The sequence below is a fragment of the Tsukamurella ocularis genome (assembly GCF_024807615.1).
GTDB classification, from domain to species: Bacteria; Actinomycetota; Actinomycetes; order Mycobacteriales; family Mycobacteriaceae; genus Tsukamurella; species Tsukamurella ocularis.
The window spans coordinates 1074425-1098952 of record NZ_JANUCJ010000002.1 but is presented as its reverse complement, the minus strand read 5'-3'; the positions used below and the strand labels follow the sequence as shown (position 1 = coordinate 1098952).

Below are 24528 nucleotides of genomic sequence, written 5' to 3'. Positions count from 1 at the left end.
CAGGGCCGTTGCGCCGCTAGGGCTCCCGGTAGGACAGTTCCCGTCGCTGCTGCGGGTCGAGTTGCGGGAGGACCAGGATGTGGGCCACGTTGCGCCAGGGTTCCAGTCGGACGAAGTTCGCTTGACCCCAGTGATACACCTCGCCGGAGACCTCGTCGCGCACCGGGAAGCGCTCGTGCCAGTCCCGGCCGAGTGCCGGCAGGTCCAGCCACACGTTGCCCGCCTCCGCCCCGAACGGGTTGAGATTGACCACCACCAGCACCAGGTCGCCCGTGGTCGCGTCGTGCTTGCTGAAGGCGATCAGCGCGTCGTTGTCGACGGCGTGGAAGTGGAGGTTGCGCAGCTGCTGCAGGGCGGGGTGGCGGCGGCGGATTTCGTTGAGTCGCGTGATCCACGGCTCCAGCGACTCGCCGCGGCTCTGCGCCGCCTTGTAGTCGCGCGGGCGCAGCTCGTACTTCTCGGAGTCCAGGTACTCCTCGCTGCCCTCGCGGACCGGGACGTGCTCGTAGAGCTCGTAACCCGAGTACATGCCCCAGCTGGGGGAGAGCGTGCCCGCGAGCGCCGCCCGGATCGCGAACATGCCGGGCCCGCCGTGCTGCAGGCTCTCGTGCAGGATGTCGGGCGTGTTCACCCACAGGTTCGGCCGGCACACGTCGGCCTGCGCCGCGTGCTCCCGCGCGAACTCCTCGAGCTCCCACTTCGCGGTGCGCCACGTGAAGTACGTGTAGCTCTGCGTGAAGCCCGCTTTGGCGAGCCCGTACATCCGTGCCGGGCGGGTGAACGCCTCGGCCAGGAACAGGACGTTCGGGTTGACCTTCTTCACCTCGGCGATCAACCAGTACCAGAAGTCCGGCGGCTTGGTGTGCGGGTTGTCCACCCGGAAGATCTCGATGCCGCGTTGCACCCAGAACAGGGTGACGCGCAACAGCTCCCGGTAGATGCCGGTCCGGTCCTCGTCGAAGTTGATCGGGTAGATGTCCTGGTACTTCTTCGGCGGGTTCTCGGCGTAGGCGATGGTGCCGTCCGGCAGCACGGTGAACCACTCCGGATGCTCCCTCGCCCAGGGATGATCCGGCGCGGCCTGGAAGGCCAGGTCGAGCGCGACCTCCATGCCGAGGTCGCGGCTGCGCTGCACGAAGTAGTCGAAGTCGTCAAGGGTCCCGAGCCCGGGATGCACCGCATCGTGCCCGCCCTCGTCGGAGCCGATCGCCCAGGGGACGCCGACGTCGTGCTCCTCGGGCGTGAGGGTGTTGTTGCGGCCCTTGCGGTTCACCTTCCCGATCGGATGGACCGGCGGGAGGTAGACGACGTCGAAGCCCATCTCCGCGATGCGGGGCAGCTCCTCCGCCGCGGTGTGGAACGTGCCGTGCACGGGCCTGCCCTCGGCGTCCCAGCCGCCGGTCGACCGCGGGAAGAGCTCGTACCAGGATCCGAACAGGGCTCGGGTGCGGTCCACCCAGACCCGGTAGGTGCGGGACTTGGTGATCAGCTCCCGCACCGGGTACTGCTGCAGCAGCCGGGTGACGTCGGGATGCAGTGCGGCGCCGGTGCGTTCGACGAGGCTGCGATCGTCGGCCCGGAGCGCGGCGGCGGCGGCGAGGACCGGGCCGCGGTCACCGTCGGGCACGCCGGCGGCGGCGCGTTCGAACAGTCGCGCCCCGAGCTCCAGGTCGTTCGCGAGCTCCGTGGGGCCCTGGCCGGCGGCGAGCTTCTTCTGCACGGCGCTGCGCCAGGTGGTGGCCGGGTCCGACCACCCCTCGATCCGCAGCGACCAGTAGCCCGTGAGGTCCGGGCGGAAGACGGCGTGGAACCGGTCGGGTTCGGCCGCGGGCGACATGCGGATGTAGGTCGACGTGCCGTCCGGCCCCGTCACGACGACGGACGCCGCGACGGCGTCGTGGCCCTCGCGCCAGACGGTGGCGGACACCGGCACGACCTCGCCGACGACCGCCTTGCTCGGGTATTGCCCGCCCGACACCACGGGTTCGATGTCGTCGATGCCGATGCGCCCTGTCACCGGGTCAACGGTAGTCGAAGCGGCCGGTTTACGGGCGAGTACTTCCGCCCCGCGCGGGCCCCCGCGCGGCCGCACCTGCGGGCCTTTCCGGTTGTGCCCGGACGGGTCCGGAACCGCGGGTCAGGACTGCGAGAGGCGCTGCAGCGCCGCCACCGCGGTGGCGCGGTCCGCCGTCTCCCAGAACGGCGGCAGCGAGGCGCGCAGGAAGCCGCCGTAACGGGCCGTCGCGAGGCGCGAGTCCAGCACGGCGACCACGCCCTTGTCGTCGGTGGAGCGCAGCAGCCGGCCCACGCCCTGCGCGAGCAGCAGGGCCGCGTGGGTGGCCGCGACCGCCATGAAGCCGTTCCCGCCCCGCGATTCGACGGCGCGCTGCCGGGCTGTGAGGAGGGGGTCGTCCGGCCGGGGGAAGGGGATCCGGTCGATGAGCACGAGCGAGAGCGACGGCCCCGGCACGTCGACGCCCTGCCACAGGCTGAGCGTGCCGAACAGGGACGTCGCGGGGTCCGCGGCGAAGTCCCGGACGAGCTGGCCGGTGTTGCCCTCGCCCTGGCACAGGATGGGCGTGTCCACCCGTTCGCGCAGGGCCTCCGCGGCTGCCTTCGCGGCGCGGGTGGAACTGAACAGGCCCAGGGTGCGCCCGCCCGCGGCCGTCAGCAGCGTCTCGATCTCGTCGAGGATCGCGGGCGCCGTGCCGTCGCGCCCGGGCGGCGGAAGCTTCGTGGCGACGTACAGGATCCCCGACCGGGGGTAGTCGAAAGGGGAGCCGACGTCGATGTGGCTCCACTCGAGGTTTCCGTCCGGCTTCTTGCCGGTCGCCAGCGCCGGGTCCCGGTCGGGTTCGGGCGACGGCGCGTCGCCGCCCGCGCGCGGCAGGCCCCACGATCCGGCGACGGAGTCGAAGGCGCCGCCCACCGCCAGCGTCGCCGAGGTGAGGACGACCGTCGACTCGCCGAACAGGCGTGTGCGCAGCAGGCCGCCGACCGACAGGGGCGCGACGTACAGCGTCCGGCGGAAGCCGCCGCCGCGGTTCGGGACGTCGGAGGTCCAGACCACGTCGCGGCGCTTGGACTCGTCGGGCTCGTCGAAGGCGGTGAGCACGCGGACCGCGGTGTCGTGCACGTCGTCGAGGGCGGTGAGTGCTGCGCTGCGCGCCGCGGCGGCGTCGGCGTCGAGGTTGGCGCCGCGCGCCGGGCCGACGGCGGTGCGGGTGGCCCACGCGGCGTCGCGGACGGCGGCCAGGGCGGGGCCGGCACCGTCGGGCAGGCCGAGCCAGCGGCGCGTGCCGGAGTCGTCGAGCAGGCGGGTGAGCCCCTCCGAGGCCGCGACGAGGGAGTCGGCGATCTCCTCCTCGACCAGTTTGCCTGCGCGGCGGGCTGCTGCCGCGACGGTCGCGCCCGTGAGCTCGGCGGTGGCGACGGAGGTGACCCGGTCCACCAGCTCGTGCGCCTCGTCGACGATGACGGCGTCGTGCTCGGGCAGCACCTTGACCTCGGTCATCGCGTCGATCGCGAGGAGCGCGTGGTTGGTGACCACCACGTCCACCTGGCCGGTCCGCTTGCGCGCCGCCTCGGCGAAGCAGTCCTGCCCGTAGGTGCAGTTGGTGGCGCCGAGGCACTCGCGGGCGCCGACGCTGACCAGCCGCCAGGACTGGTCGCTCACGGCGGGGGTGAGCTCGTCGCGGTCGCCGGTCTCGGTGTCGCTGCTCCACTCGCGCAGGCGCTTCATGTCCCGGCCGAGCCGCGACGCGGCGAACGGGTCGAAGAGCTCCTCGCTGTCGGGCTCGGAGGCGACGGAGCTGTGCAACTTGTTGAGGCACAGGTAGTTCCCGCGGCCCTTGAGGATGGCGAACTCGGGCTCGCGGCCCAGGTCGGGCTTGAGCGCCTTCGCCAGGCGGGGCAGGTCCCGGTCCACGAGCTGCTGCTGCAGCGCGATGGTCGCCGTGCTCACGACGACCGTCTTGCGGGAGGTCACGGCGTGCCGGATCGCGGGCACGAGGTAGGCGAGCGATTTGCCGGTGCCGGTGCCGGCCTGCACGGCGAGGTGCTCGCCGGTGTCCAGCGAGTGGGCGACGGCCGCGGCCATCCGCACCTGGCCCTCGCGCTTGCTGCCGCCGAGCGCGGTGACCGCGGTGTCCAGCAGTTTCGGCACGATCGGCGGTTCGCTCACCCGGGGAGTCTAGCCGTCCGGCGGCGTCGCGCCGGGGAGGCCCGGCCGGGGCTAGAGGTGCGGGCCGCCGGTGCCGTAGCTGTCCCGCTGATGGGCGTCGAGGAGCCGTGTGAACTCGATGGTGTCGCCCGCGACGGCGGCCGCGAGCACGGCGCGGTGGTCGGCGATCGTGTGGTCGGCGTCCCCGATGATGCGGCCCGTGTGGTGGGTCAGCGAGAACCGCTGCCGGTCCCGCAAGCGGGCGTAGGTCGCGGACATCAACGCGTTGTCCGCGTGGTCGACGAACGCGCTGTGGAAGACCATCGCGGCCTCGGCGAAAGCGGGGAAGTCGCGGGCCCGCAGCGCCCGCTCCTGTTCCTCTGAGGTTCGGCTGCATGCGCTCGTCGAAATCCCGCCGCGCCGCCTCGCTGGAGTGGAAGACGCTGGCGGCCTCGTCTCGGCATGGTCGTCTCGGCGTGGACCTACCCGGCGCTGGGGCTCGGCGTCGCCGGGCTCGCGGTGGTCGCGCTCGGCGCGGCCCTGACCCGCTGGCGGCCCGCGGCCGCCTGATCGCCGGTGAGGTGCTCGCGCAGCGTGCGGGTCATCGCGCCCGCCGCCGCCGACGGTGCCGCCCGCGTCGCGAGGGAGAGCTCCGTCCGGGCCGACCGGGCCAGGGGCACCGTCGCCAGGCCGGGCCTCCCGGCCGCCATCGAGGCGGTGAGCACCGCGACCCCCGCCCCGTGCTCGACGAGGGCGAGCAGGGCCTCGGGGGAGTGCGCCTGCACCGTCGGCTCGACGACGGTGCGCTCCGCGGCACAGGTGATGTCGAGCGCCGCGCGCACGCCGGTGCCCCGCGGCAGGCACAGCACCGTCGCACCGGCGAGGTCGGCGCAGTCGGCCGACGCCTTGCCGGCCCACGGGTGGTCCTCGGGCACGACCACGGTGAGCGGCTCGCGGATCAGCCGGTGCGCGGCGAGCGACTCCGGCAGCGGCCGGGCGTGCGCGACGAGCGCGACGTCGAGGACGCCGCCCACGAGGTCGGCGACGAGGTCCTCCGAATCGCCCTCGACGACGTCGACGGTGACCGCCGGGTGCGCGGCCCGGAACGCGGCGAATCCGGCGAGGTAGCCGGGGATCGTGCACCCGATGACGGTGCCGAGGCGCACGTGGCCCCGGACGACGCCGGTCAGCTCGTCGGCGACGGTCCGGACGGCGTCCACGGCGGCGAGCGCGGCCCGGGCGTGCGGCAGCAGCTGGGCCCCCTCGGGCGTGAGGCCGACGGTGCGCGCCCCGCGCTCGAGCAGGCGGTGCCCCAGCTCGCGTTCGAATTTGGCGACCTGGGCGGAGACGCCGGACTGGGCGACGTGCAGCGCCTCGGCGGCGGCCGTGAAGGAGCCGCGGTCGGCCACGGCGACGAGGTAGCGGAGCTGGTGCACTTCCATCACTGATGATGATAGTTCGAATCACAGGCGGCTGTTGGACTTCTAGTTTTGGCGGCCTCAGGATGGAGTCATGACCGAGAACAGCACGCCCCGCCTGATCGCCGAGACCTACTTCCGCTGCTGGGAGGCCAAGGACTTCGCTCCCCTCCGTCCGTACCTCGCGCCCGACTGCACCTTCACCGGGGTCTTCGGCGTCGCGCACGGGCCCGACGAGTTCCTCCAGGGCCTCGGCGGCATGGCGCAGGCGACCGACTCGCTCGTGGTCCGCGCCCGTCTCGTGGACGACCGCGACGTGATCACCTGGTTCGACCTGGGTATGGGCGGCGCGCCGGCGACCGCGGTCGCGAACTGGACCCGCGTCGAGGACGGCCTGATCACCGCGGTGAATGTCACCTTCGACCCGCGCGAGATCCTCGCCGCCTCCGCCTGATCCGCCGGCGCCGCGGGCGATACGCTGGACCGATGAGCGAAACCGAGGGGCGCCGCTACAGCGGCGCGAGCGCCGGCGCGCGCCGCGAGGAGCGGCGCGCGCGGTTCCTCGACGCCGCGCTCACCGTGGTCTCCCGCGACGGCGTCGCGGCGGTGAGTGCGCGGTCACTGTGCGCCGAGGCGGGCCTGCACGCGCGCTACTTCCGGGAGGCCTTCGACTCGCCGGACGAGGTGCTCACCGCGGCCTTCGACGCCATGGCGGCGGGGCTCATGGACGATGTCGCCGCCGCGATCGCGGCGGTCCCACCCGAGGCGGCGGACGTGGTCGAGCGGAAGGTGCGCGCGGGCGTGCGCAGCTCGCTCGCCGCTATCAGTGACGATCCGCGCCGGTCCGCGCTGCTGATGAGCGCGGACGCGCACCCCGGCCTGCGGGCGCGGCGGGAGGCGCTGATCGACCTGCTCGCGGGCGCGATGGCGGCCCAGGCCGAGGAGATCCTCGACGATCCGCCCGAGCACGAGGACGCGCAGTTGTCGGCCCGAATGATCGCGGTGGGCGGGATGCACCTCGCGATCGCGGCGCGCGCCGGCCGGATCGACGCCTCGCCCACGCGGGTCGAGGAGATCATGGTGGCGGGGATCCTCAGCAACCGCGAACTGCCTGCGTTGCTCCGTCGTCTCCGGGCGTCGCCGTAGGGGCGCGGAGCCGATACGAAATTGTGGCTACAGACTGTGGCCAGATTGGGCTACGCTCGGGTCATGACCCTCGCAGCCCCCCGCACCGTCGACACCCCGGCACGCTTCGACCGCGACCCCGAGTGGGCCGCCGGCAGCGTGCGCGCCCTCCGGCTCCTGCAGAAGGACCGCCGCCCGTTCACGGCGGAGGAGATCGCCTGGGCGGGGGAGGCGGTGAACCGCGGCGACGAGCTCGGCAACCGGCTCGGCCGCGCGATGATCGACGACCGGGCGTTCTCCATGCGCGACCTGGACGAGGCGCTGGCGTCCGGCACCACGGAGAATCCCGTGCTCAGGGAGCTGCTCGACGCCGTCGGTGCCGCCGCGACGCCCGCCTGGGTGGACTTCGACGCCTGCGAGCGTGGCGCCGCCGTCTGCCGACGGTCCGGCTCCCTCGGGCTCGACGTCCTCGCGACGGCGTCGCTGATGACCGGGTACACGACCTCCGCCACCACGCGCCAGCTCGTCGCGACGGGCCGCCTGGTCGACGGGGTGGACGCCCGCATCCACGAGACCACGCAGTGGTGGTCGGAGATCGTCGGCGGCGACGTGCGACCGCACGGGCTCGCCTGGCGGTCGGCCGTGAAGGTCCGGGTGATCCACGGCCTCGCCAACACGACCCTGCTGCGGCGTGACGACTGGGACCGGGCGGAGTGGGGCGTGCCGATCAACCAGTCCGACCAGCTGGGCACGCTCGGTCTCTTCTCCACGACCTTCCTGCTCGGTCTGCGCGCGCTGGGCATGCCGGTGTCCGTGGACGAGGGACGCGACGTGATGGCGCTGTGGCGCTACGTCGGCTGGTTGCTCGGCCTCGACGAGCCTGTCCTGCCGGCGACCGAGGGGGAGGGGCGGCGGCGCATGGTGCAGATCGGCCAGTACGCGCCCGGACCCGACGCGGACTCCGCCGTCCTCGGACGCGCGCTGTACGGCAACTGGGGCCGGCACAACTACCCGGTCGCGCAGGGGCTGCGGCGGGGCTTCTATCAGCGGTACCTGGGCAGCCTCGAGAGCGTCTTCGCCGGCCGGGAGGGCCTGCGCGACCTGGGACTGCCCGCCGAGCTGCCGTGGGCCGTGCCCGTCGCGTGGGCGAGCCACGCACCCGTCCAGATCGCGGCGCGGTTCTCGCCCTCCGCCCGGCGCTGGGCGACGGCGCGCGGCGAGCGCCATATCGCCACCTGGCTGCGCCGCAACCTCCCCAGCTGACCACATCGCTCAGCGGTCGGGCGGCGCCGATCAGCCCAGCCGGCCGCCGGCGCCCGCGGCGATGGACCGGCCGATGCGACGCAGCAACTCAGCGGCGTTCGCCATCGAGCGCGCGGGATCCGGCTCGATCTCGGACAGCGCCAGCATGCGCCGGAAGCCCGCCGCGTGGATCTGCTCCGCCGTGAGCGCGCTGCGCCCCGCCACGGCGATGACCGGGACCCCCGCGGCGCGGGCGGCGGAGGCGACCCCGACCGGCGCCTTTCCGTGCAGGGACTGCGCGTCGAGCGATCCCTCGCCCGTGATCACGAGATCCGCCGCTCGGACCTTGTCCGCGAAGTCGGCGAGCTCCAGCACGATGTCGACGCCGGGTCGGGCCACGGCGCCGAGCACCGCCATCGCGCCGAAGCCCGTGCCGCCCGCGGCCCCCGCGCCGGGCGTCTCCCGCAGGTCGGCGCCCGTCGCCTCCGCCACCACGTCGGCCCAGGTGCGCAGGGCACCGTCGAGCAGGGTGACCTGCGCGGCGGTCGCCCCCTTCTGCGGGCCGTAGACCGCGGCCGCGCCGTCGGGGCCGAGCAGCGGATTGTCGACGTCGCACGCGAGCGTGAACCGCGCGCCGCGGGCCGCGGGGAGCAGACCGGAGAGGTCGACGCGCGCGGCCTGTAACAGCGCGGTGCCGCCCGGCCGCACGGGCGCTCCCGCGCGGTCGGTGATCGTCACGCCGAGCGCCTGCAGCATGCCGGCGCCCCCGTCGGTCGAGGCGCTGCCGCCCAGGCCGAGGACGATGTGCTCCGCGCCGCGCGCGAGGGCGTGCCGGATCACCGTGCCCAGGCCGAAGGTGGTGGCGCCGAGCGCGTCCGGCGCGCCGCCGGGTAGGAGCTCCAGGCCGACGGCCGAGGCGAGCTCGACCACGGCCGTCGGGCCGCCGCGGGCGTACGACGTGGTGTGCGGGACCCCGGTGGGGCCCGTGGTCTCCACCGCGATCCGCTCCCACCCCGCGGCCACGGCGGCGTCGACGGTGCCGTCCCCGCCGTCCGCGATGGGGGCGCGGACGCACACCCAGTCCGGCGCGACGTCCGCGATGCCGCGGGCGAGCGCGTCGGCGACGCCCGCCGCGGACAGGGAACCCTTGAACTTGTCGGGCGAGAGCAGCACCGTCGTCACGTCGTCCCTCCTAGTCGAGTAGCAGGAGGGCGGTGGGCGCGTCGGTGCCGACGGTCGCGAGGTCCTCGAACTCGGCGACGTTGTCGAGCTCGGTGCCCATCGCGATGTTGGTGACGCGCTCCAGGAAGATCTCGACGACGACGGGCACCTTGTGCTCGCGGGCCATCTGCTGCGCGCGGGTGAGCGTGGCGGCGATCTCCGACGGATCGGTCACGCGCACCGCCTTGCAGCCCAGGCCCTCGGCCACCTTGACGTGGTCGACGCCGTAGCCCTTGGGGGCCAGGGGCATCGGGTCCGAGCCGGTTGGAGCGGAGGCGTCGCCATGGGTGTCGCTGGTATCGGTGTTGATGTTGTCGAAGCCCAGCTGGACCTGGAAGTCCATGTCGAAGGCGCGCTGTGCCTGGCGGATCAGACCCAGGTAGGAGTTGTTCACCACGACGTGGACGTAGGGCAGGTTGAACTGCGCCGCGACCGCCAGTTCCTCGATCATGAATTGGAAATCGTAGTCGCCCGAGAGCGCCACCACGTCGGTTCCGGGCACGGCCTTGACGACGCCGAGGGCCGCGGGGATGGTCCAGCCCAGCGGGCCTGCCTGGCCGCAGTTGATCCAGTGGCGCGGCTTGAAGACGTGCAGGAACTGCCCGCCGGCGATCTGCGAGAGACCGATCGTGCTGACGTACCGGGTGTCCCGGCCGAAGGCCTTGTTCATCTCCTCGTAGACGCGCTGCGGCTTGATCGGCACGTCGTCGAAGTGCGTGCGGCGCTGCATGGTCCGCTTGCGCTCGGCGCAGGACTCGACCCAGGCGGAGCGGTCCGCCAGCGTACCGGCGGCCCGCCGCTCACGGGCGACCTCCACCAGCTGCTCCAGCGCGGCCCCGGCGTCGGAGACGATGCTGTAGTCCGGCGCGAAGACCCGGCCGATCTGGGTGGGGTCGATGTCCACGTGGACGAACGTCCGGCCCTCGCGGTAGGTGTCCAGCCCGCCGGTGTGCCGGTTCGCCCAGCGGTTACCGATGCCCAGCACGAAGTCCGCGGCGAGCATCGTCGCGTTGCCGTAGCGGTGCGCGGTCTGCAGGCCCACCATGCCCGCGGCGAGGCGGTGGTCGTCGGGGATCGTGCCCCAGCCCATGAGGGTCGGGATGACGGGGACGTCCAGCAGCTCGGCGAGCTCGACCAGCGTGTCGGAGGCGTCGGCGTTGATGATGCCGCCCCCGGCCACGAGGAGCGGGCGCTCCGACGCGGCAAGCATATCCAGCGCCTTCTCCGCCTGCGCGCGGGTCGCGGAGGGCTTATGCACGGGCAGCGGGGTGTAGGTGTCCGGGTCGAACTCGATCTCGGCGAGCTGCACGTCGATGGGCAGATCGATGAGGACGGGGCCGGGCCGACCCGAACGCATGAGGTGGAAGGCCTGCGCGAAGACGCCCGGCACCTGCGCGGGCTCGAGCACGGTGACGGCCATCTTGGTGACGGTCTTCGCGATGGACGCGATGTCGACCGCCTGGAAGTCCTCCTTGTGCAGGCGCGCGACGGGCGCCTGGCCGGTGATGGCGAGGATCGGGATGGAATCGGCCATGGCCGAGTACAACCCGGTGATCATGTCGGTGCCGGCGGGGCCGGACGTACCGATGCAGACGCCGATGTTGCCGGCCTCGGCGCGGGTGAAGCCCTCCGCCATGTGCGAGGCGCCCTCGACGTGGCGGGCCAGCACGTGACCGATGCCGCCGTGCGCGCGCATCGCCGCGTAGAAGGGGTTGATGGCGGCGCCGGGCACGCCGAACGCCTGGGTGGCGCCCTCGAGCTCCATGATCTTGACCGCTGCCTCGGCGGCACGCATACGAGCCATGTCAGTTCTCCAATGGGTCGGTGGGTTACGAGGTGCGGCCGGACAGGCGCTCGACGCCGCGCAGCAGCGCGGAGTGGTCGAGCGCGCCGTCGCCGTTGGCGCGGGCGGAGGCCATGAGCTGGGCGACGAGGCCGCCGAGCGGTGCGACGACGCCCGCCTCGCGGGCGGCGGCCGTGACGATGCCGAGGTCCTTGTGGTGCAGCTCGATCCGGAAGCCGGGCTCGAATTCGCGGTCCAGCATCTTCTGCGCCTTCTGGTTGAGCACCGCGGAGCCCGCGAGCCCGCCGCCGAGCACCTCGACGGCGGCGGCGGTGTCCACGCCGTACGCCTCGAGGAAGACGATGGACTCGGCCAGGAGCTGGATGTTGCCGGCCACGATGAGCTGGTTCGCGGCCTTGACGGTCTGCCCGGAGCCGTTGGGGCCGACGTGCACGATGGTCTTGCCGACCACGTCGAGCACGGGCCGCGCCGCGGCGAAGTCCTCGGGCGTGCCGCCGACCATGATCGAAAGTGCGGCGTTGATCGCGCCCGCCTCGCCGCCCGACACGGGCGCGTCGATGAGGCGGAAGCCGCGTTCGGCGGCCTGCTTCGCGAGCTCGGTCGTCACGTCCGGCCGGATGCTGGAGAAGTCGATGATCAGCGCGCCGGCGGGGGCGTTGTCGAAGACGCCGCCCTCGCCCGCCAGCACGGCCTGCACGTCGGGGGAGTCGGGCACCATCACCGCGATGACCTCGGCGTCGGCGACGGCGTCGGCGATCGAGGCGGCGGCGCGGCCGCCGGCGTCGACGAGCGGCTTGGCCCGCTCGGGGGTGCGGTTGAAGCCCGCCACGGTGTGGCCGGCGTTCGCGAGGTGCACGGCCACGGGGCTGCCCATGATGCCGAGTCCGATGAAGGCGATGTTCGTCATGAGGTTCCTTGTCGGGTCGTCGATCGGAGGATCGGGTGGCTGGGGGCTCAGGAGGCGGAGGCGACGCGGGCGGCCCGCCGCTCGCGGGGGAGCCAGGCGAAGGGATCGTCCTGGGTCTGCTTGTACTCCAGGCCGATCGGCCCGCGGTAGCCCACGCGCTCGAGGTGGGCGAGGTGGCCGTCGAGGTCGAGGGTCCCGGTGCCGGGTTCGCCGCGCCCGGGGTCGTCGGCGATCTGGACGTGGCCGATCAGGCCGGCGTGGGTGTCGATGGCGGCGGCGACGTCGTCGCCGTTGACCTGCAGGTGGTAGAGGTCGGCGAGCAAACGCAGGGAGTCGACGCCGGACTGCTCCCGGACGCGGTCGATGACGGTGACGGCGTCGGCCGCGGTGAGCAGCGGGTAGCGCGGGGCGCCGCTGACCGGCTCGATGAGGACGACGGCGCCGATCCCGGCGGCGGCGCGGCCCGCGGCGGCGAGGTTCTCGGCGGCGACGGCGTCCTGCTCGGCGGGGTCCACCCCGTCGATCCGGTTGCCGTACAGCGCGTTGAAGGCGGGGGTGCCCAGGCGCTCGCCGATCCCGACGACGACGTCGATGTTGTCGCGGAACTCGGTGACGCGGGTGGGGTCGGACAGGATGCCGCGCTCGCCGCCGGGCATGTCGCCGGCCGCGAAGTTCAGGCCCGTGAGCTGCACGCCCGCGTCCTCGATCGCCGCCACGAAGGCGTCGACCTGACGGTCGCTCGGCACGGCCGTGGGGAAGGGCCACCAGAACTCGACGGCCTCGAAGCCGGCCTCGCGGGCCGCGCGGGGCCGCTCGAAGATCGGGGTGTCGGCGAGCAGAATCGAGCAGTTGACCGTGTACTTGGCGGGGGCGTTCGCGTTCATGGGGGGCTCCTTCATCAGGCGGGGCGTACGGGCGATGCAGGTTCTGGCGAGGTCCGATACGACCTGCAAGCTTTCGCCTGTCGGAAAGATCATTTCCGTACAATGGAATTGTGGCATGTGATGGTGGTCACGTCAAGAGGTTCGGGAATGCGAGAGCCGGAGTGTGCAGCGCACACTCCGGCTCTCGTCGGGGCGGTGCGGCCGGGCGGCCGACCGGGCGGACCTCAGTCGCCGTTCGGGATCGGATTGCCGCGTTCGTCGGGGGCCGCCGCGAACACCGAGACGTCCGGTCGGTTACCCGCCGTGATCTCGTTGAACAGGAAGTTCAGGACCACCGCGACCACGGCGGCGGCGCTGATTCCCGAGTGCATGACCGTGCCGACAGCGGTCGGGAAGGTGTGCCAGAAGTCGGGCGCCGCCACGGGGATCATGCCCATGCCGATGGAGACGGCGACGATCACCATGTTGAGGTTGCCGTCGAAGTTCACGCGGGAGAGCGTCTTGATGCCGCTGGCGGCGACGGAGCCGAACAGCACCAGGCCAGCGCCGCCGAGCACGGGGTAGGGGATCGCCGCGATCACCCGGCCCACGACGGGGAGCAGGCCGAGGAACGCGAGGATGCCGCCGCCCATCGCCACCACGTACCGGCTCTTGATCCCCGTGAGCGCCACCAGGCCCACGTTCTGCGCGAACGCGCTGCACGGGAAGGCGCTGAACGCGGGGGCTACCGCGGTCGAGAGCATGTCGGCGCGCAGGCCGTTCGCGACCCGCTTCGAATCGACGGGGGTGCCGACGATCTCGCCGATGGCGAGGATGTCGGCCGTGGTCTCCGTCATGATCACCAGGATCACGATCGTCATCGAGATGATGGCGCCGATCTGGAACGTCGGGCTGCCGAAGTGCATGACCGGCGGCAGCGAGAAGATCGGTCCGTCACCGACTTTCGAGAAGTCGAGTTTGCCCATGAAGGCCGCGATGACCGTGCCGACGACGATGCCGATGAGGATCGACAGCCGCGAGATCGCGCCCTGGAACAGGCGGCTGATCACCAGGATGATCAGCACCGTGGCGCCGGCCAGCCCGATGTTGGCCATCGAGCCGTAGTCGGCGGCCCTGGCGTTGCCGCCCTGCGCCCAGTTGAAAGTCACGGGCAAGAGCGACAGGCCGATCACCGTGATGATCGTGCCCGTCACCACCGGCGGGAAGTACCGCACCAGCTTCGCGAATACGGAACTGAGGACGAGGCCGATCAGTCCGGCGACGATGATCGCGCCGAAGATGGGCCGCACGCCGCCGTCCTGCGCGATGGCGGTCATCGTCGAGACGCTGGCGAACGAGAGCCCCTGCACGATCGGCAGGCGCGCGCCGAGCGGGCCGATGCCGATGGTCTGCAGGATCGTCGCGAGGCCGCTCACGAACAGGCCCGCGGTCACGAGCAGGCTCATGTCCGTGGCGGACAGGCCCGCGGCGCCGCCGACGATGAGCGGGGGCGCGATGACGCCGCCGTACATCGTGAGGATGTGCTGGAGTCCGTAGACGAAGGTCTTGCCGAGCGGGAGGCGTTCGTCTTCGGGCCGGGCCTCGATGGCTGTGGTCATGGTCGTCGTCCCGCTAACAGAATCCGGGCACGCCGTGCCACGCCGAGCCGGCGTCGGAGGCGTCGTCGCGCACGACGCTCGCCTCGATCAGGCCGTACGGGCGGTCGGCCGCGATGAACACCTCGCCGGGGTTCTCCACGCCGAAGGGGGAGAGGTCCACCAGGAAGTGGTGCTTGTTCGGCGCCGAGAACTTGATCTCCGCGACCTCGGGGTGCTGCTCGAGCACGGACTGGCCCATGCCGTACAGGGTCTGCTGCAGTGCCTTGCTGTGGATCTCGGCGAAACGCTGGAGCATGATCGCGCGGATCGAGTCGAAGGACTTGTCCCAGTCCACGTCCGTGTGGTCGTAGCGCCACTTGGCGACGAGCGACGTGGCGAGGATCCGGTCGTCCGTCTCCTGCAGCGTCGTGTACTTGTCCTTGAGGAAGCCGTGGAACTCCGAGCCCGTGGACTTGAGCAGCGTCAGGTCGTGGATGCCGGACACCACGTGCGCGCGACGGTCGGCGCCGCGGCCGTCGACGTTGACGACGGTGGACCGTACACCGCCGCCGGAGCGGACGAAGGCGTGGTCGTGGCCGGCGCCGTCGACCTGGATCCGGTCCCACGGGTACTCGTGCACCTCGATGCGGGCGCCGTCGGCCTTGGGGGTCGAGTCGATGAAGTGGCCGCCCAGCGTGAGGGCGTAGTCCTCGATCGCGCCGATGCCCTTCTCCTTGGCGAAGGCGAACGCGGTGTTCTTCTGGGTATCGGTCGGCAGCACCGCCGCCTGATCGCCGCTGATGTGGGCGTCGCTGAAGTCGCCGCGCAGCGCCGAGGAGACGTTGAGGTCGCGGATCGTGTGCCGGGCGGTGTCGCGGTAGATCCGCACCACGCGGTTCTCCGCCTTGCCGTACTGGTTGGGGCCCAAGTGGATTGCCATGGTGATCAGCTTCCTTTGTAGGTGGAGTAGTGGAACGGGCTGAGGAGGAGCGGGACGTGGTGGTGGGGGACGGCGCCGTCGACCGCGATCAGGCGGAAGGTGATTGCGACCTCGGGGAAGAAGTTCTCCTGTCCCGTCGCCGCGGAGTACGCCGCGGTGTCGAAGGTCAGGCGGTAGACGCCGGCGGCCAGGCCTTCCGGGCCGAGGTCGCGGATCCGGCCGTCGTCGTCCGTGACGCCCTGCGCGACGGGGTCGACGGTGCCGTCCGGTCCGACCCGGTCCATCCGGATCGGGACCCCAGCGGCGGGCACACCGCGCGCGGTGTCGAGGACGTGGGTGGTGACGGTGCTCATGACTGCTCCTCTGCGAGTTCGTCTTCCAGTTCCAGGACGCGGGCAAGGCGGCGCAGCGCGATGCCCCGCAGCTCGTGGGCGACCTCCGCGGCCTCGGCGTCGGGCGTGTTCTCGAGGCGGCGGTGCAGCTCGGCGAGCACCGTGGTCGCGTCCAGTCCCGCGGCGTTGATGAGGAAGACGCGGTCGAAGCGCTGCTCGTACGCGCCGTTGCCCGCGAGTAGGGCCGCCTGCGTCTCCGTGTCGGTGGCGACGCCCGACTGCTCTCTGCGGGACCATGCCGCCTCCGTGGAGGCGCCGGTCGCGCGCTCGCCGATCCGGGGGTGCGCGGCGAGAGCGCGGTCGACGTCGGAGGGGCTGAACTCCAGCGCCGCGGTGCCGGCCACCTGGAGGGCGTCGGAGGCGTTGACGTAGGGCCGTCCGTCGATGACCGCATCGCTCCAGGAGCGAACATCGCAACACGCGAGTAGAGTCGCCCGGATATCGGCCTCAGGTGCCGAGTTGAAGTCTTCGAGGTCCATCTGACCTGCCTTCTTTCGGTCTGCGGAAGAGGTTTTCCACTCATCGAAGAATGACATGTGATCTGTGTCACGTCAACAGTTTGTTGAAAATTTGTCGGGGCTACGATGCGGACATGCGTCTCACCGCGGAATTCACCAGCGAGCCCTTCGAGGGTGAGGGGGCGGTGCCCTCCCATGCCGTGCGGGCCGTCGAGGTGCTCCGCGCCCGGGGGCTCGACCACGACTTCGGGCCGCTGGGTACCTCCGTGGAGGGCGAGGCGGAGGCGGTCCTTGACGCCCTTCGTGCGGCGCTGGCCGGGGCCTTCGCTGGCGGCGCCACCCGGGTCACGGTGCAGATCGACCGCGCCGATGACTGAGTCGGCAGCGGGGACCGGTGTCGACCATCCGCTGGTCGAGGCGGTCCACGCGCTCGTCGCGCGCCTGGGCGCCGAGATCGTGACGCCGGACGCACTGCGCCACGGCGACGTGCCCCTCGTGTGGGAGGGGGAGATCGTCGCGGGCGTCCGGCTTCCGCCGGCGGAGACGCCCGTGGGCGACCTGGATTCCCTGCTCGCGAGCGTTGCCGACGAGCTCGGCTCGCCGCTGGGTGAGCTCGGGCGGGCAGAGAAGCAACGCGCGGTGCGCCTGCTCGAGGAACGCGGCGCCTTCGCCTACCGCAAGTCGGCGGAAGCGGTGGCTGAGGCGCTCGGGGTCACCAGGTTCACCGTCTACAACTACCTCAATCGGATCCGCGGCTGAGGTGGGCGAGGTCGCGCACGGCGGCCTCGGCCTCGTCGGCGGTGACGACCCCGATCAGCGCGCGGTAGGCGAAGCCGTCCGCAGCGGCGAGCAGGGTTCGGGCGCGAGTCCGGTCCCCGTTGAGCAACTCCGTCGCGAGATCCTCGGTACCCCGGAGGGTCTCGTCGACGATGGCGCGAAGGCCCGGATCGGTGACGGCCTCCGCGAGGTAGGCGTACCAGACCTTCGCGCCGAGCCGCCGTGCGCCGTCGCGCGGGATCGCGTGGGTCAGCAGCATGAGCAGCGCTGCGCGTGGATCGTCGGGGACGGGGTGGGCCCGCTCGGCCAGGGAGAGGTACGAGGTCAGCGCGTGCCGCACGATGGTCTCCCGCGTGGGGAAGTAGTGCTGGACGCGACCCATCGAGATCCCACCGCGCGCGGCGATCGCTCGCAGGGTGACCGCGGCAATGCCTTCCTCTGCGATGATCGCCCACACGACCCGGTCGATCTCCGCGCGACGCTCCTCGTGGTCCACCTGTTTCGGCACCCGTCAATCGTAGCAATGCGGGTGCATCGCGATCTTGATACAATGCGAATGCATTGTTAAGGAGGTGTGCCATGGGGCCACGGATCCGCCGCGCGGCGGTGGCCGGGCTGGCCGTGACCGCGGTCCTCGTCGGCACGAGCGCCTACCTGCTGCGTGACCCGAGCCCCGTCGGGTACTGGCGGTCGGCGGACGCGCGCGCGACGTACCTCGAGCGGTACGACCGCGCTCTCCGCGACCTGCCGGCTCCGTCGGAGATGCGGGACGTGCGCACTGGATACGGCATCGTCCGCGCGTACCGGTTCGGGACACCGCGGCCCGGGGAGGAGCCGATACTGCTGGTGCCGGGCCGGTCGTCGGGCGTCCCCATGTGGGCCGACGTGCTGGGGCGGCTGCGCGATCGGGAGGTCTACGCCGTCGACGCGTTGGGCGACGCGGGTATGAGCGTGCAGGACCGCCCGCTGGCCGATGCCGACGACCAGGCGGCCTGGCTCGCGGAGGCGATGACGGCCCTCGGGATCCGCCGCGCACACCTCGTCGGGCACTCCTTCGGTGCCTGGAGCGCCGCGAACCTCGCGGTGCGCCATCCCGATCGGGTCGCCACCCTGACGCTGTGGGAGCCGATTCTCGTGTTCGCGGGGCTGCGTTGGCAGATGTACGTCGCGACACTGCCGTCGGCGCTGCCCTTCCTGCCCGAGTCGTGGCGGCGGAAGGGGCTCGCGTCGATCGGAGGGGCCGACGAGGCCGATACGACCGACAGCCCAATCGGCGCCATGATCGACGCCGGAGCGGCGGGGTACCGCGCCGCGCTCCCGACGCCCGTCCAGCCCGACGACGCCGCGCTCGCGCGGCTGACGATGCCGGTCTTCGTCGGCCTCGGCGGTCGGAGCGCGGTCACGGACACGGCTGCCGCCGCGGAGCGGGCCCGCACCCTGCCGAACGCGACGGTCCGCGTCTGGCCCGACGGGACGCACTCCCTGCCGATGGAGTACCCCGACGACCTGCTCACCGAGCTCTCGGCGTTGATGGCATGACGGCCCGGATGAGTCGGAGGCTCAGGCGACCGTGATCCCGGCGGCGGCGAACTCCGCCAGCGCGGCGCGCGTCGACTCCTCGGCGACGCCCGCGGTGTAGTCCGCGAGCACGCGGACCGTCAGGCCGGCCGCGAGAGCATCGAGCGCGGTCGCGCGCACGCAGTAGTCGGTAGCGATGCCCACCACGTCGACCGACGAGACGCCGCGCGCCGCGAGCCATTCCGCGAGCACGGCGCCGTCGGTGTCGTGCGCCTCGAACCCCGAATAGGCCGCGGAGTAGGCGCCCTTGCTGAACACAGGCACCCGCACCGGAAGCCGCAGGTTCGGATGGAACTGCGCGCCCTCCGTGCGTGCCCGGCAGTGCACGGGCCACGAGTCCACGAAGTCCGGGCTGGCGGAGAAGTGCGCGCCGGGGTCGACGTGCCAGTCGCGGGTCGCGGCGATCACCGGATAGGACTCCAGCAGGTCGTCGTGGATGCGGCGCGCCACCTGCGCGCCGCCCGCGACGGCCAGCGAGCCGCCCTCGCAGAAGTCGTTCTGCACATCCACGACGATCAGCGCCGTCGTCATCGCTTCTCCTCCAACCGGGTCGGGATCGCGGGCTCGCCGTTCGACAGGCCCAGGCCCTCCCACGGCAGCGTCACCAGCGCGTCGCGCAGGTGCGCCCGCGCGTCCTCGAGGCCCGGCAGCCCGTCGACCTGATCGCCGCCGCGCACCAGCGGGATCTGCAGTGGTGTCGCGGTGAGGTGCGCGGGCACCGTCGGCGTCGCCCCGGGCCGGTGCAGCAGTTCCTCGACGATGGTGCCGGTGCCGCGCGCGAGCCGCACGGCGCGCTTCTCCCCGCCCTGGGTCTCCTTGTGCGAGCTGCGTTTCGCGACGGGCAGGCCGTCGACCTCGACGAGCTTGTAGACCATGCCCGCGGTGGGGGCGCCCGAGCCGGTGACCAGCGAGGTGCCGACGCCGTAGACGTCGATCGGCTCCGCGCGCAGCGCGCCGATCGCGTACTCGTCCAGATCGCCGGAGACCACGATTTTCGTCCGCGTCGCGCCCAGGCCGTCGAGCTGCGCCCGCACCTGCCGGGTGATGATGCCGAGGTCGCCCGAATCGATCCGCACGCCACCGAGCTCCGGTCCCGCGGCGCGCACCGCGCGGTTCACGCCCTCGGTGATGTCGTAGGTGTCCACCAGGAGCGTGGTGCCGGGCCCCTGCGCGGCCACCTGGGCCGCGAAGGCGGCCTCCTCGTCGGGGCCGTCCGGGCCGGTGTGCAGCAGGGTGAAGGCGTGTGCGGCCGTGCCGCCCGACGGGACGCCGTACGTCCGGGCCGCCTCCATGTTGGAGGTGGTGGCGAACCCGGCGAGGTAGGCGGCGCGGGCGGAGGCCACGGCGGCCCGCTCGTGGGTGCGCCGCGAGCCCATCTCGATCAGTGGGCGCCCGGCGGCGGCGGAGACCATGCGGGCCGCGGCGGAGGCGATCGCGCTGTCGTGGTTGAGGATCGACAGGATCAGCGTCTCCAGGATCACGCCCTCCGCGAAGGTGGCGCGCACAGTGAGGAGTGGGGAACCGGGGAAGTAGAGCTCGCCCTCGCGGTAGCCGTCGATCTCGCCGCTGAACCGGTAGTCCTTCAGCCACGCCACCGTCTCCGCGTCGAGGAAGCGCTCCACGACCGCGAGCTCCGCTGGGCCGAAACGGAAACGGCGGAGCTCGTCGAGGACGCGCGCGGTGCCGGCGACAACCCCGTAGCGGCGCCCCGCCGGCAGCCGTCGCGCGAAGACCTCGAAGACGCACGGGCGGTGCGCGGTGCCGTCCTGGAGGGCCGCCGCCAGCATGGTCAACTCGTACTGGTCCGTGAGCAGGGCGGAGCTGCGCCAGAAGGAGTCGGCCCCGTTTTCATCTACCGTCACACTGGGTACCCTAGAACCATGACCGACAGCAGCGCAGCGGCCCCGGGAAGTGACGGTGGTCCGGGCGGAGGTTCCACTGCTGCCCAGCCCGGCACGTCCGCGGTGCTGGAGCGCAAGACCGACGAGGCGCTCGACAAGCCCTGGGTCACCGTGGTCTGGGACGACCCGGTGAACCTCATGTCCTACGTGACCTTCGTGCTCCGGAAGCTGTTCGGCTTCAGCACGGCTAAAGCCAAGGAATTGATGATGCAGGTGCACACCGAGGGGAAGGCCGTGGTCTCCACGGGCGACCGCGACAAGGTGGAGGCCGACGTCCGCAAGCTGCACGCGGCCGGTCTGTGGGCGACGATGCAGCGAGACGACTGAGTGCGTAACTGGCAGGTCAAGCGGGGCGTGCGCGGCGATGTCCGCTTCGTCTCGAAAATGGATCCTGAGGAGGTCGGCCTCGTCCGGTCCCTCGTCGGCTCGCTGGTCGAGCTCTTCGACGAACGGGAGGACTCGGCCCCGCACGACGACCTCGCCGAGCTGACCGGGCTGCGGACCGGCCACGCCGAGCCGCCCCAGGAGACCGTGCTGCAGCGCCTGCTGCCCGACTTCTACCGCCCCGACGCGAACGCGCCGGGTGCGACCGAGGCACCGTCGGGCGAACTGGCCCGCGACCTCAACGGCGCGCTCCGCTCCCTCAACGAGCCCGAGGTGATCGACGCCAAGCGCGACGCCGCGCAGACGGTGCTCGCGACCCTGCCCGAGCGGGCCGGCACCGTCTCCCTCACCGAGTCCGAGGCGCAGGACTGGCTGACCTGTATCAACGACCTGCGACTCGCGCTCGGCACGCTGCTGGGCATCACGGCCGACCTGCCCGACGGGCCGTCCTCCGAGGACCCGGCCCGGGCCGGGCACGTGGACGTCTACCACTGGCTCTCGGCGATGCTCGACGTGCTGGTTTCGGTGATGCTCGACCGCGAGCCGGAATAGCTCGCGCCCGGCCGCGGTTGCACGCCACATGACCGAGACCGGCTCCTCGCGCGGCCTGACGATCAGGCGCGACCTGGTGGAGAAGATGGTCGCGCACGCGCGGCGCGACCACCCCGACGAGGCGTGCGGCGTCATCGCCGGGCCCGAGGGCTCCGACCGCCCCGAGCGGTTCATCGAGATGCTCAACGCGGAACGCTCGCCCACCTTCTACCGCTTCGACTCGGGCGAGCAACTGCGCGTGTGGCGCGGGATGGACGACGCCGACGAGGAGCCGGTGGTCATCTACCACTCGCACACTGCCACCGAGGCCTACCCCTCGCGCACCGACGCCAAGTTCGCGTCCGAGCCGAATGCGCACTACGTCCTGATCTCCACCCGCGACGAGCTGGGACCCGACGCCGAGGTCCGCAGTTATCGCATCGTCGATTCCGTGATCACCGAAGAGCCCGTCCACATCCTGGAGGATTGATGTCCGTCACCGTCTCCATCCCGAGCATCCTGCGGCCGCTGACCGGCGACCAGAAGCGCGTGCCCGCCGACGGCGAGACGCTCGCGGCCGTCATCGACGACCTCGAGACCCGCCACGCCGGGATCAAGGACCGGCTCATCGCCGACGGCGCGCTGCACCGATTCGTCAACGTCTACGTCGACGACGAGGACGTCCGGTTCACCGGCGGCCTCGACACCCCTGTCGCCGACGGCGGCACCGTCACGGTTCTTCCCGCGGTGGCAGGTGGCTAGGTTCGACAGTCTGCTGGCGTCTCTGGGCGGGACGCCGCTGGTCGGGCTGCCACGCCTGTCGCCCCGGTGGGACGACGCCGACGGTGCGCCGCACGTGCGGCTGTGGGCCAAGCTCGAGGACCGCAACCCGACGGGCTCGATCAAGGACCGTCCGGCGCTGCAGATGATCTCCGAGGCGGAGGCCGACGGCCGGCTGCGCCCCGGTGACACCATCCTGGAGCCCACGTCCGGCAACACCGGTATCAGCCTCGCCATGGCGGCGAAGCTCAAGGGCTACCGGCTGGTGTGCGTGATGCCCGAGAACACCTCCGCCGAGCGACGTCAGCTGCTCACCATGTACGGCGCCGAGATCATCCCGAGCCCCGCCGCCGGCGGTTCCAACCGCGCCGTCGCGGAGGCGAAGAAGCTCGCCGCGGAGCACCCCGATTGGGTGATGCTCTACCAGTACGGCAACCCCGCGAACGCCCGCGCGCACTACACGGGGACGGGACCGGAATTGCTCGCCGACCTGCCCGAGATCACGCACTTCGTCGCGGGTCTCGGTACCACCGGCACGCTCATGGGCACCGGCCGCTACCTGCGCGAACACGTGCCCGGCGTGCAGATCGTCGCCGCCGAGCCGAGGTACGGCGAGCTCGTCTACGGACTCCGAAATCTTGACGAGGGCTTCGTCCCCGAGCTCTACGACGAGGCGGTCCTGACGCGCCGGTTCTCCGTGGGCGCCTACGACGCGGTACGCCGCATGCGGCAGCTCATCGACGAGGAGGGGATCTTCGCCGGCGTCTCCACCGGCGGGGTGCTGCACGCCGCGCTGGGCGTCGCGAACAAGTCCCTGGCCGCGGGTGAGCGCGCCGATGTGGCCTTCGTCGTCGCCGATGCGGGATGGAAGTATCTGTCGACCGGCGCCTACGACGGTACGTTGGAAGATGCGGAGGATGCCCTCGATGGCCAGCTCTGGGCGTGAGTCGACACCGCCTCCGCTCGCGCGAGGAGGTCGCCATGACGGTACCCATCAACGACGAGCGCTCGCCCGCGAGGCGGGTGGCCGGGAGCACGGCCGGACGGTCCGCGATCGTGATCGCCGCCTTCGTCGCCGCGCTGTGGGGCATCGAGGTCATCGACGCGCTCGCCGGCAACTCTCTGGACCAGTGGGGCATCCACCCGCGTGAGGGCACCGACGCGGTCCGCGGGATCGCTGCGGCGCCACTCCTGCACGGCGGCTGGGAGCACCTGGCGGCCAACAGCGTTCCCGCACTGATCCTCGGCTTCCTCGGACTGATCGCAGGCAGCGGCCGGTTCCTGATCGCCACCGCGATCATTTGGCTGGTATCGGGCGTCGGCGTCTGGGTCACGGGCGGGAGCGGCACCGTGGTCATCGGGCTGTCCGGGGTGCTCTTCGGCTGGATGACCTACCTGGCGGTGCGGGGGCTGTTCACCCGCAAGCCGCTCGACATCGTCGTCGGGGTGACGCTCATGGTGCTCTACGGCGGCATGCTGTGGGGCGTTCTGCCCGGTCAGCCCGGTGTCTCGTGGCAAGCGCACCTGTGGGGCGCCGTCGGCGGCGTGCTCGCGGCGGTGCTGCTGGGGCGCCGCGCCCGCACCGAGTCCGGACCTGGCAATTCCCGTGAGGTCGGCGCGATTGCCTCGTGACGATCGCGGATCTGGCAGCATGTGCTTCATGCGTCTCACCATCCTCGGGTGTTCCGGCAGCGTCGGCGGTCCTCGGGCGGCCTGCTCGGGATACCTCTTGGAGGTGGACGGGCACGATCCGGTCGTCATGGATTTCGGACCCGGGGTGTTGGGAGAGTTGCAACAGCGAGTCGACCCGAACACTGTCTCCGTCCTGCTGTCGCACCTGCACGCCGACCACTGCCTCGACGTGCCGTCGCTGCTCGTCTGGCGGCGCTACCACCCGGAGCCGGCGGTGGGGCGCGCCCGCCTGATCGGCCCCGCGGACACGCCGGAGCGCTTGGGGCGTGCCTCCGCTGAGTCGGCGGCGACGCTCGATGACATCTCCGACACCTTCGATTTCTCGGCGTGGACCGAGGGCGAGGACCACGCCGTGGGCGGCCTCACCGTGCGTCCCTTCCGCATGTTCCATCCGCCTGAGTCGCACGGTCTGCGGATCACGTCGCCGAGCGGAAAGGTCCTCGCCTATACGGGCGACACAGGTGTGTGTGACAACCTGGTCGAGGTAGCCCGCGGCGCGGACGTGATGCTGGCCGAGGCCAGCTGGACGCACGACCCCGCGAACCGCCCGCTGGGCGTGCACCTCTCGGGCATCGAGGCAGGCCAGGCCGCCGCGGACGCGGGCGTAGGACGGCTACTGCTCACCCATATCCCGCCGTGGACCTCGCGCGAGGCGGTGCTCGCTGAGGCGCGCTCCGTCTACGACGGGCCGGTCCACGCGGTGACGGGCGGAGACGTCTTCGAGCTCTAGCGCCCCCGCCGACGGGAGGCGATAG

General features: G+C 72.0%; 28 protein-coding genes. 13 read left to right on the top strand and 15 right to left on the bottom strand.

From position 1 onward, the window contains the following. Positions 1–16: 16 nt before the first annotated feature. The 4 genes from HNP44_RS11205 to HNP44_RS11190 all read right to left on the bottom strand — a co-directional run bounded on the left by HNP44_RS11205 (position 17) and on the right by HNP44_RS11190 (position 5604). Positions 17–2017 (bottom strand): alpha-1,4-glucan--maltose-1-phosphate maltosyltransferase, encoded by a 2001-nt coding sequence (locus HNP44_RS11205; RefSeq protein ID WP_259139563.1) that lies wholly within the window; start codon positions 2015–2017, stop codon positions 17–19. 120 nt (positions 2018–2137) lie between these two features. Next, positions 2138–4183 (bottom strand): ATP-dependent DNA helicase, encoded by a 2046-nt coding sequence (locus tag HNP44_RS11200; protein ID WP_259139564.1) that lies wholly within the window; start codon positions 4181–4183, stop codon positions 2138–2140. Positions 4184–4234: 51 nt separating this feature from the next. Then, positions 4235–4573: an FCD domain-containing protein gene (locus HNP44_RS11195; RefSeq protein WP_259140247.1), complete on the bottom strand. Its 339-nt coding sequence runs from the start codon at positions 4571–4573 to the stop codon at positions 4235–4237. A gap of 71 nt (positions 4574–4644) precedes the next feature. Beyond that, positions 4645–5604, bottom strand: coding sequence for a LysR family transcriptional regulator (locus HNP44_RS11190; protein WP_259139565.1), 960 nt, complete (start codon positions 5602–5604; stop codon positions 4645–4647). A 70-nt stretch (positions 5605–5674) separates the two neighbouring features. On the opposite strand from HNP44_RS11190, the gene HNP44_RS11185 reads away from it, so the two are divergent. The 3 genes from HNP44_RS11185 to HNP44_RS11175 all read left to right on the top strand — a co-directional run bounded on the left by HNP44_RS11185 (position 5675) and on the right by HNP44_RS11175 (position 7968). Continuing rightward, positions 5675–6034, top strand: coding sequence for a nuclear transport factor 2 family protein (locus HNP44_RS11185; protein ID WP_259139566.1), 360 nt, complete (start codon positions 5675–5677; stop codon positions 6032–6034). A gap of 32 nt (positions 6035–6066) precedes the next feature. Continuing rightward, positions 6067–6726, top strand: a complete 660-nt coding sequence (locus tag HNP44_RS11180) for a hypothetical protein (RefSeq protein ID WP_259139567.1) — start codon at positions 6067–6069, stop codon at positions 6724–6726. A 63-nt stretch (positions 6727–6789) separates the two neighbouring features. Then, on the top strand, positions 6790–7968 hold the full coding sequence (locus HNP44_RS11175) for an oxygenase MpaB family protein (RefSeq protein ID WP_259139568.1): 1179 nt from the start codon (positions 6790–6792) through the stop codon (positions 7966–7968). A 30-nt stretch (positions 7969–7998) separates the two neighbouring features. Here the strand turns inward: HNP44_RS11175 and HNP44_RS11170 are convergent, their stop codons facing one another. The 8 genes from HNP44_RS11170 to uraD all read right to left on the bottom strand — a co-directional run bounded on the left by HNP44_RS11170 (position 7999) and on the right by uraD (position 16151). Beyond that, positions 7999–9129 (bottom strand): glycerate kinase, encoded by a 1131-nt coding sequence (locus HNP44_RS11170; RefSeq protein WP_259139569.1) that lies wholly within the window; start codon positions 9127–9129, stop codon positions 7999–8001. 10 nt (positions 9130–9139) lie between these two features. Continuing rightward, positions 9140–10972 (bottom strand): glyoxylate carboligase, encoded by a 1833-nt coding sequence (gcl, locus tag HNP44_RS11165; protein ID WP_259139570.1) that lies wholly within the window; start codon positions 10970–10972, stop codon positions 9140–9142. A 25-nt stretch (positions 10973–10997) separates the two neighbouring features. Then, positions 10998–11879 carry a 2-hydroxy-3-oxopropionate reductase gene (locus HNP44_RS11160; RefSeq protein ID WP_259139571.1) on the bottom strand — a complete coding sequence of 294 codons (882 nt, stop codon included), beginning with the start codon at positions 11877–11879 and terminating at the stop codon, positions 10998–11000. Positions 11880–11926: 47 nt separating this feature from the next. Beyond that, on the bottom strand, positions 11927–12763 hold the full coding sequence (locus tag HNP44_RS11155; protein ID WP_259139572.1) for a hydroxypyruvate isomerase family protein: 837 nt from the start codon (positions 12761–12763) through the stop codon (positions 11927–11929). A 224-nt stretch (positions 12764–12987) separates the two neighbouring features. Continuing rightward, a complete protein-coding gene (locus HNP44_RS11150; RefSeq protein WP_259139573.1) occupies positions 12988–14361 on the bottom strand; it encodes a nucleobase:cation symporter-2 family protein in 1374 nt (457 codons plus the stop codon). 13 nt (positions 14362–14374) lie between these two features. Further along, the gene (pucL, locus tag HNP44_RS11145; RefSeq protein WP_259139574.1) at positions 14375–15280 is read right to left on the bottom strand and encodes a factor-independent urate hydroxylase; all 906 of its coding nucleotides are present in this window, start codon (positions 15278–15280) and stop codon (positions 14375–14377) included. A gap of 5 nt (positions 15281–15285) precedes the next feature. Next, positions 15286–15633, bottom strand: coding sequence for a hydroxyisourate hydrolase (gene uraH / locus HNP44_RS11140; RefSeq protein WP_259139575.1), 348 nt, complete (start codon positions 15631–15633; stop codon positions 15286–15288). Beyond that, positions 15630–16151: a 2-oxo-4-hydroxy-4-carboxy-5-ureidoimidazoline decarboxylase gene (gene uraD / locus HNP44_RS11135; protein ID WP_259139576.1), complete on the bottom strand. Its 522-nt coding sequence runs from the start codon at positions 16149–16151 to the stop codon at positions 15630–15632. The genes uraH and uraD overlap by 4 nt, the downstream gene beginning before the upstream one ends. Before the next feature lie 113 nt (positions 16152–16264). Between uraD and HNP44_RS11130 the strand changes: the two genes are divergently transcribed. Both HNP44_RS11130 and HNP44_RS11125 read left to right on the top strand, forming a co-directional pair. Next, complete coding sequence (locus tag HNP44_RS11130; RefSeq protein WP_259139577.1) at positions 16265–16507, top strand: thiamine-binding protein; 243 nt, start codon at positions 16265–16267, stop codon at positions 16505–16507. After that, positions 16500–16889 (top strand): helix-turn-helix domain-containing protein, encoded by a 390-nt coding sequence (locus tag HNP44_RS11125; protein WP_259139578.1) that lies wholly within the window; start codon positions 16500–16502, stop codon positions 16887–16889. Before HNP44_RS11130 ends, HNP44_RS11125 begins: the two co-directional genes overlap by 8 nt. On the opposite strand, the gene HNP44_RS11120 is transcribed toward HNP44_RS11125, so the two are convergent. Continuing rightward, complete coding sequence (locus HNP44_RS11120; RefSeq protein WP_259139579.1) at positions 16870–17415, bottom strand: TetR/AcrR family transcriptional regulator; 546 nt, start codon at positions 17413–17415, stop codon at positions 16870–16872. The genes HNP44_RS11125 and HNP44_RS11120 overlap by 20 nt on opposite strands. 71 nt (positions 17416–17486) lie before the next feature. Here HNP44_RS11120 and HNP44_RS11115 point away from each other — a divergent pair, with 71 nt between their 5' ends. Further along, positions 17487–18446 carry an alpha/beta fold hydrolase gene (locus tag HNP44_RS11115; protein WP_259139580.1) on the top strand — a complete coding sequence of 320 codons (960 nt, stop codon included), beginning with the start codon at positions 17487–17489 and terminating at the stop codon, positions 18444–18446. Positions 18447–18467: 21 nt separating this feature from the next. On the opposite strand, the gene HNP44_RS11110 is transcribed toward HNP44_RS11115, so the two are convergent. Together HNP44_RS11110 and HNP44_RS11105 are read right to left on the bottom strand one after the other, a co-directional pair. Beyond that, the gene (locus HNP44_RS11110; RefSeq protein WP_259139581.1) at positions 18468–19016 is read right to left on the bottom strand and encodes an isochorismatase family protein; all 549 of its coding nucleotides are present in this window, start codon (positions 19014–19016) and stop codon (positions 18468–18470) included. Then, positions 19013–20347 carry a nicotinate phosphoribosyltransferase gene (locus HNP44_RS11105; RefSeq protein ID WP_259139583.1) on the bottom strand — a complete coding sequence of 445 codons (1335 nt, stop codon included), beginning with the start codon at positions 20345–20347 and terminating at the stop codon, positions 19013–19015. Before HNP44_RS11105 ends, HNP44_RS11110 begins: the two co-directional genes overlap by 4 nt. A gap of 18 nt (positions 20348–20365) precedes the next feature. Between HNP44_RS11105 and clpS the strand changes: the two genes are divergently transcribed. From clpS to HNP44_RS11070, 7 genes are read left to right on the top strand one after another with little or no spacing between them, the layout of a single operon-like run. Further along, entirely contained in the window at positions 20366–20713 is a 348-nt protein-coding gene (gene clpS, locus HNP44_RS11100; protein WP_224646359.1) for an ATP-dependent Clp protease adapter ClpS, read from the top strand. Beyond that, positions 20714–21322 carry a DUF2017 domain-containing protein gene (locus tag HNP44_RS11095; RefSeq protein WP_224646357.1) on the top strand — a complete coding sequence of 203 codons (609 nt, stop codon included), beginning with the start codon at positions 20714–20716 and terminating at the stop codon, positions 21320–21322. It abuts the gene before it with no gap. 28 nt (positions 21323–21350) lie between these two features. Then, complete coding sequence (locus tag HNP44_RS11090) at positions 21351–21791, top strand: M67 family metallopeptidase (RefSeq protein ID WP_259139585.1); 441 nt, start codon at positions 21351–21353, stop codon at positions 21789–21791. Next, positions 21791–22063 (top strand): MoaD/ThiS family protein, encoded by a 273-nt coding sequence (locus tag HNP44_RS11085; RefSeq protein WP_259139587.1) that lies wholly within the window; start codon positions 21791–21793, stop codon positions 22061–22063. Before HNP44_RS11090 ends, HNP44_RS11085 begins: the two co-directional genes overlap by 1 nt. Continuing rightward, positions 22056–23027, top strand: coding sequence for a PLP-dependent cysteine synthase family protein (locus tag HNP44_RS11080; RefSeq protein ID WP_259139588.1), 972 nt, complete (start codon positions 22056–22058; stop codon positions 23025–23027). Before HNP44_RS11085 ends, HNP44_RS11080 begins: the two co-directional genes overlap by 8 nt. A 35-nt stretch (positions 23028–23062) precedes the next feature. Then, on the top strand, positions 23063–23713 hold the full coding sequence (locus HNP44_RS11075) for a rhomboid family intramembrane serine protease (protein WP_259139589.1): 651 nt from the start codon (positions 23063–23065) through the stop codon (positions 23711–23713). Between the two features lie 28 nt (positions 23714–23741). After that, positions 23742–24503: a cyclic nucleotide-degrading phosphodiesterase gene (locus HNP44_RS11070; protein ID WP_259139590.1), complete on the top strand. Its 762-nt coding sequence runs from the start codon at positions 23742–23744 to the stop codon at positions 24501–24503. Positions 24504–24528: the final 25 nt, after the last annotated feature.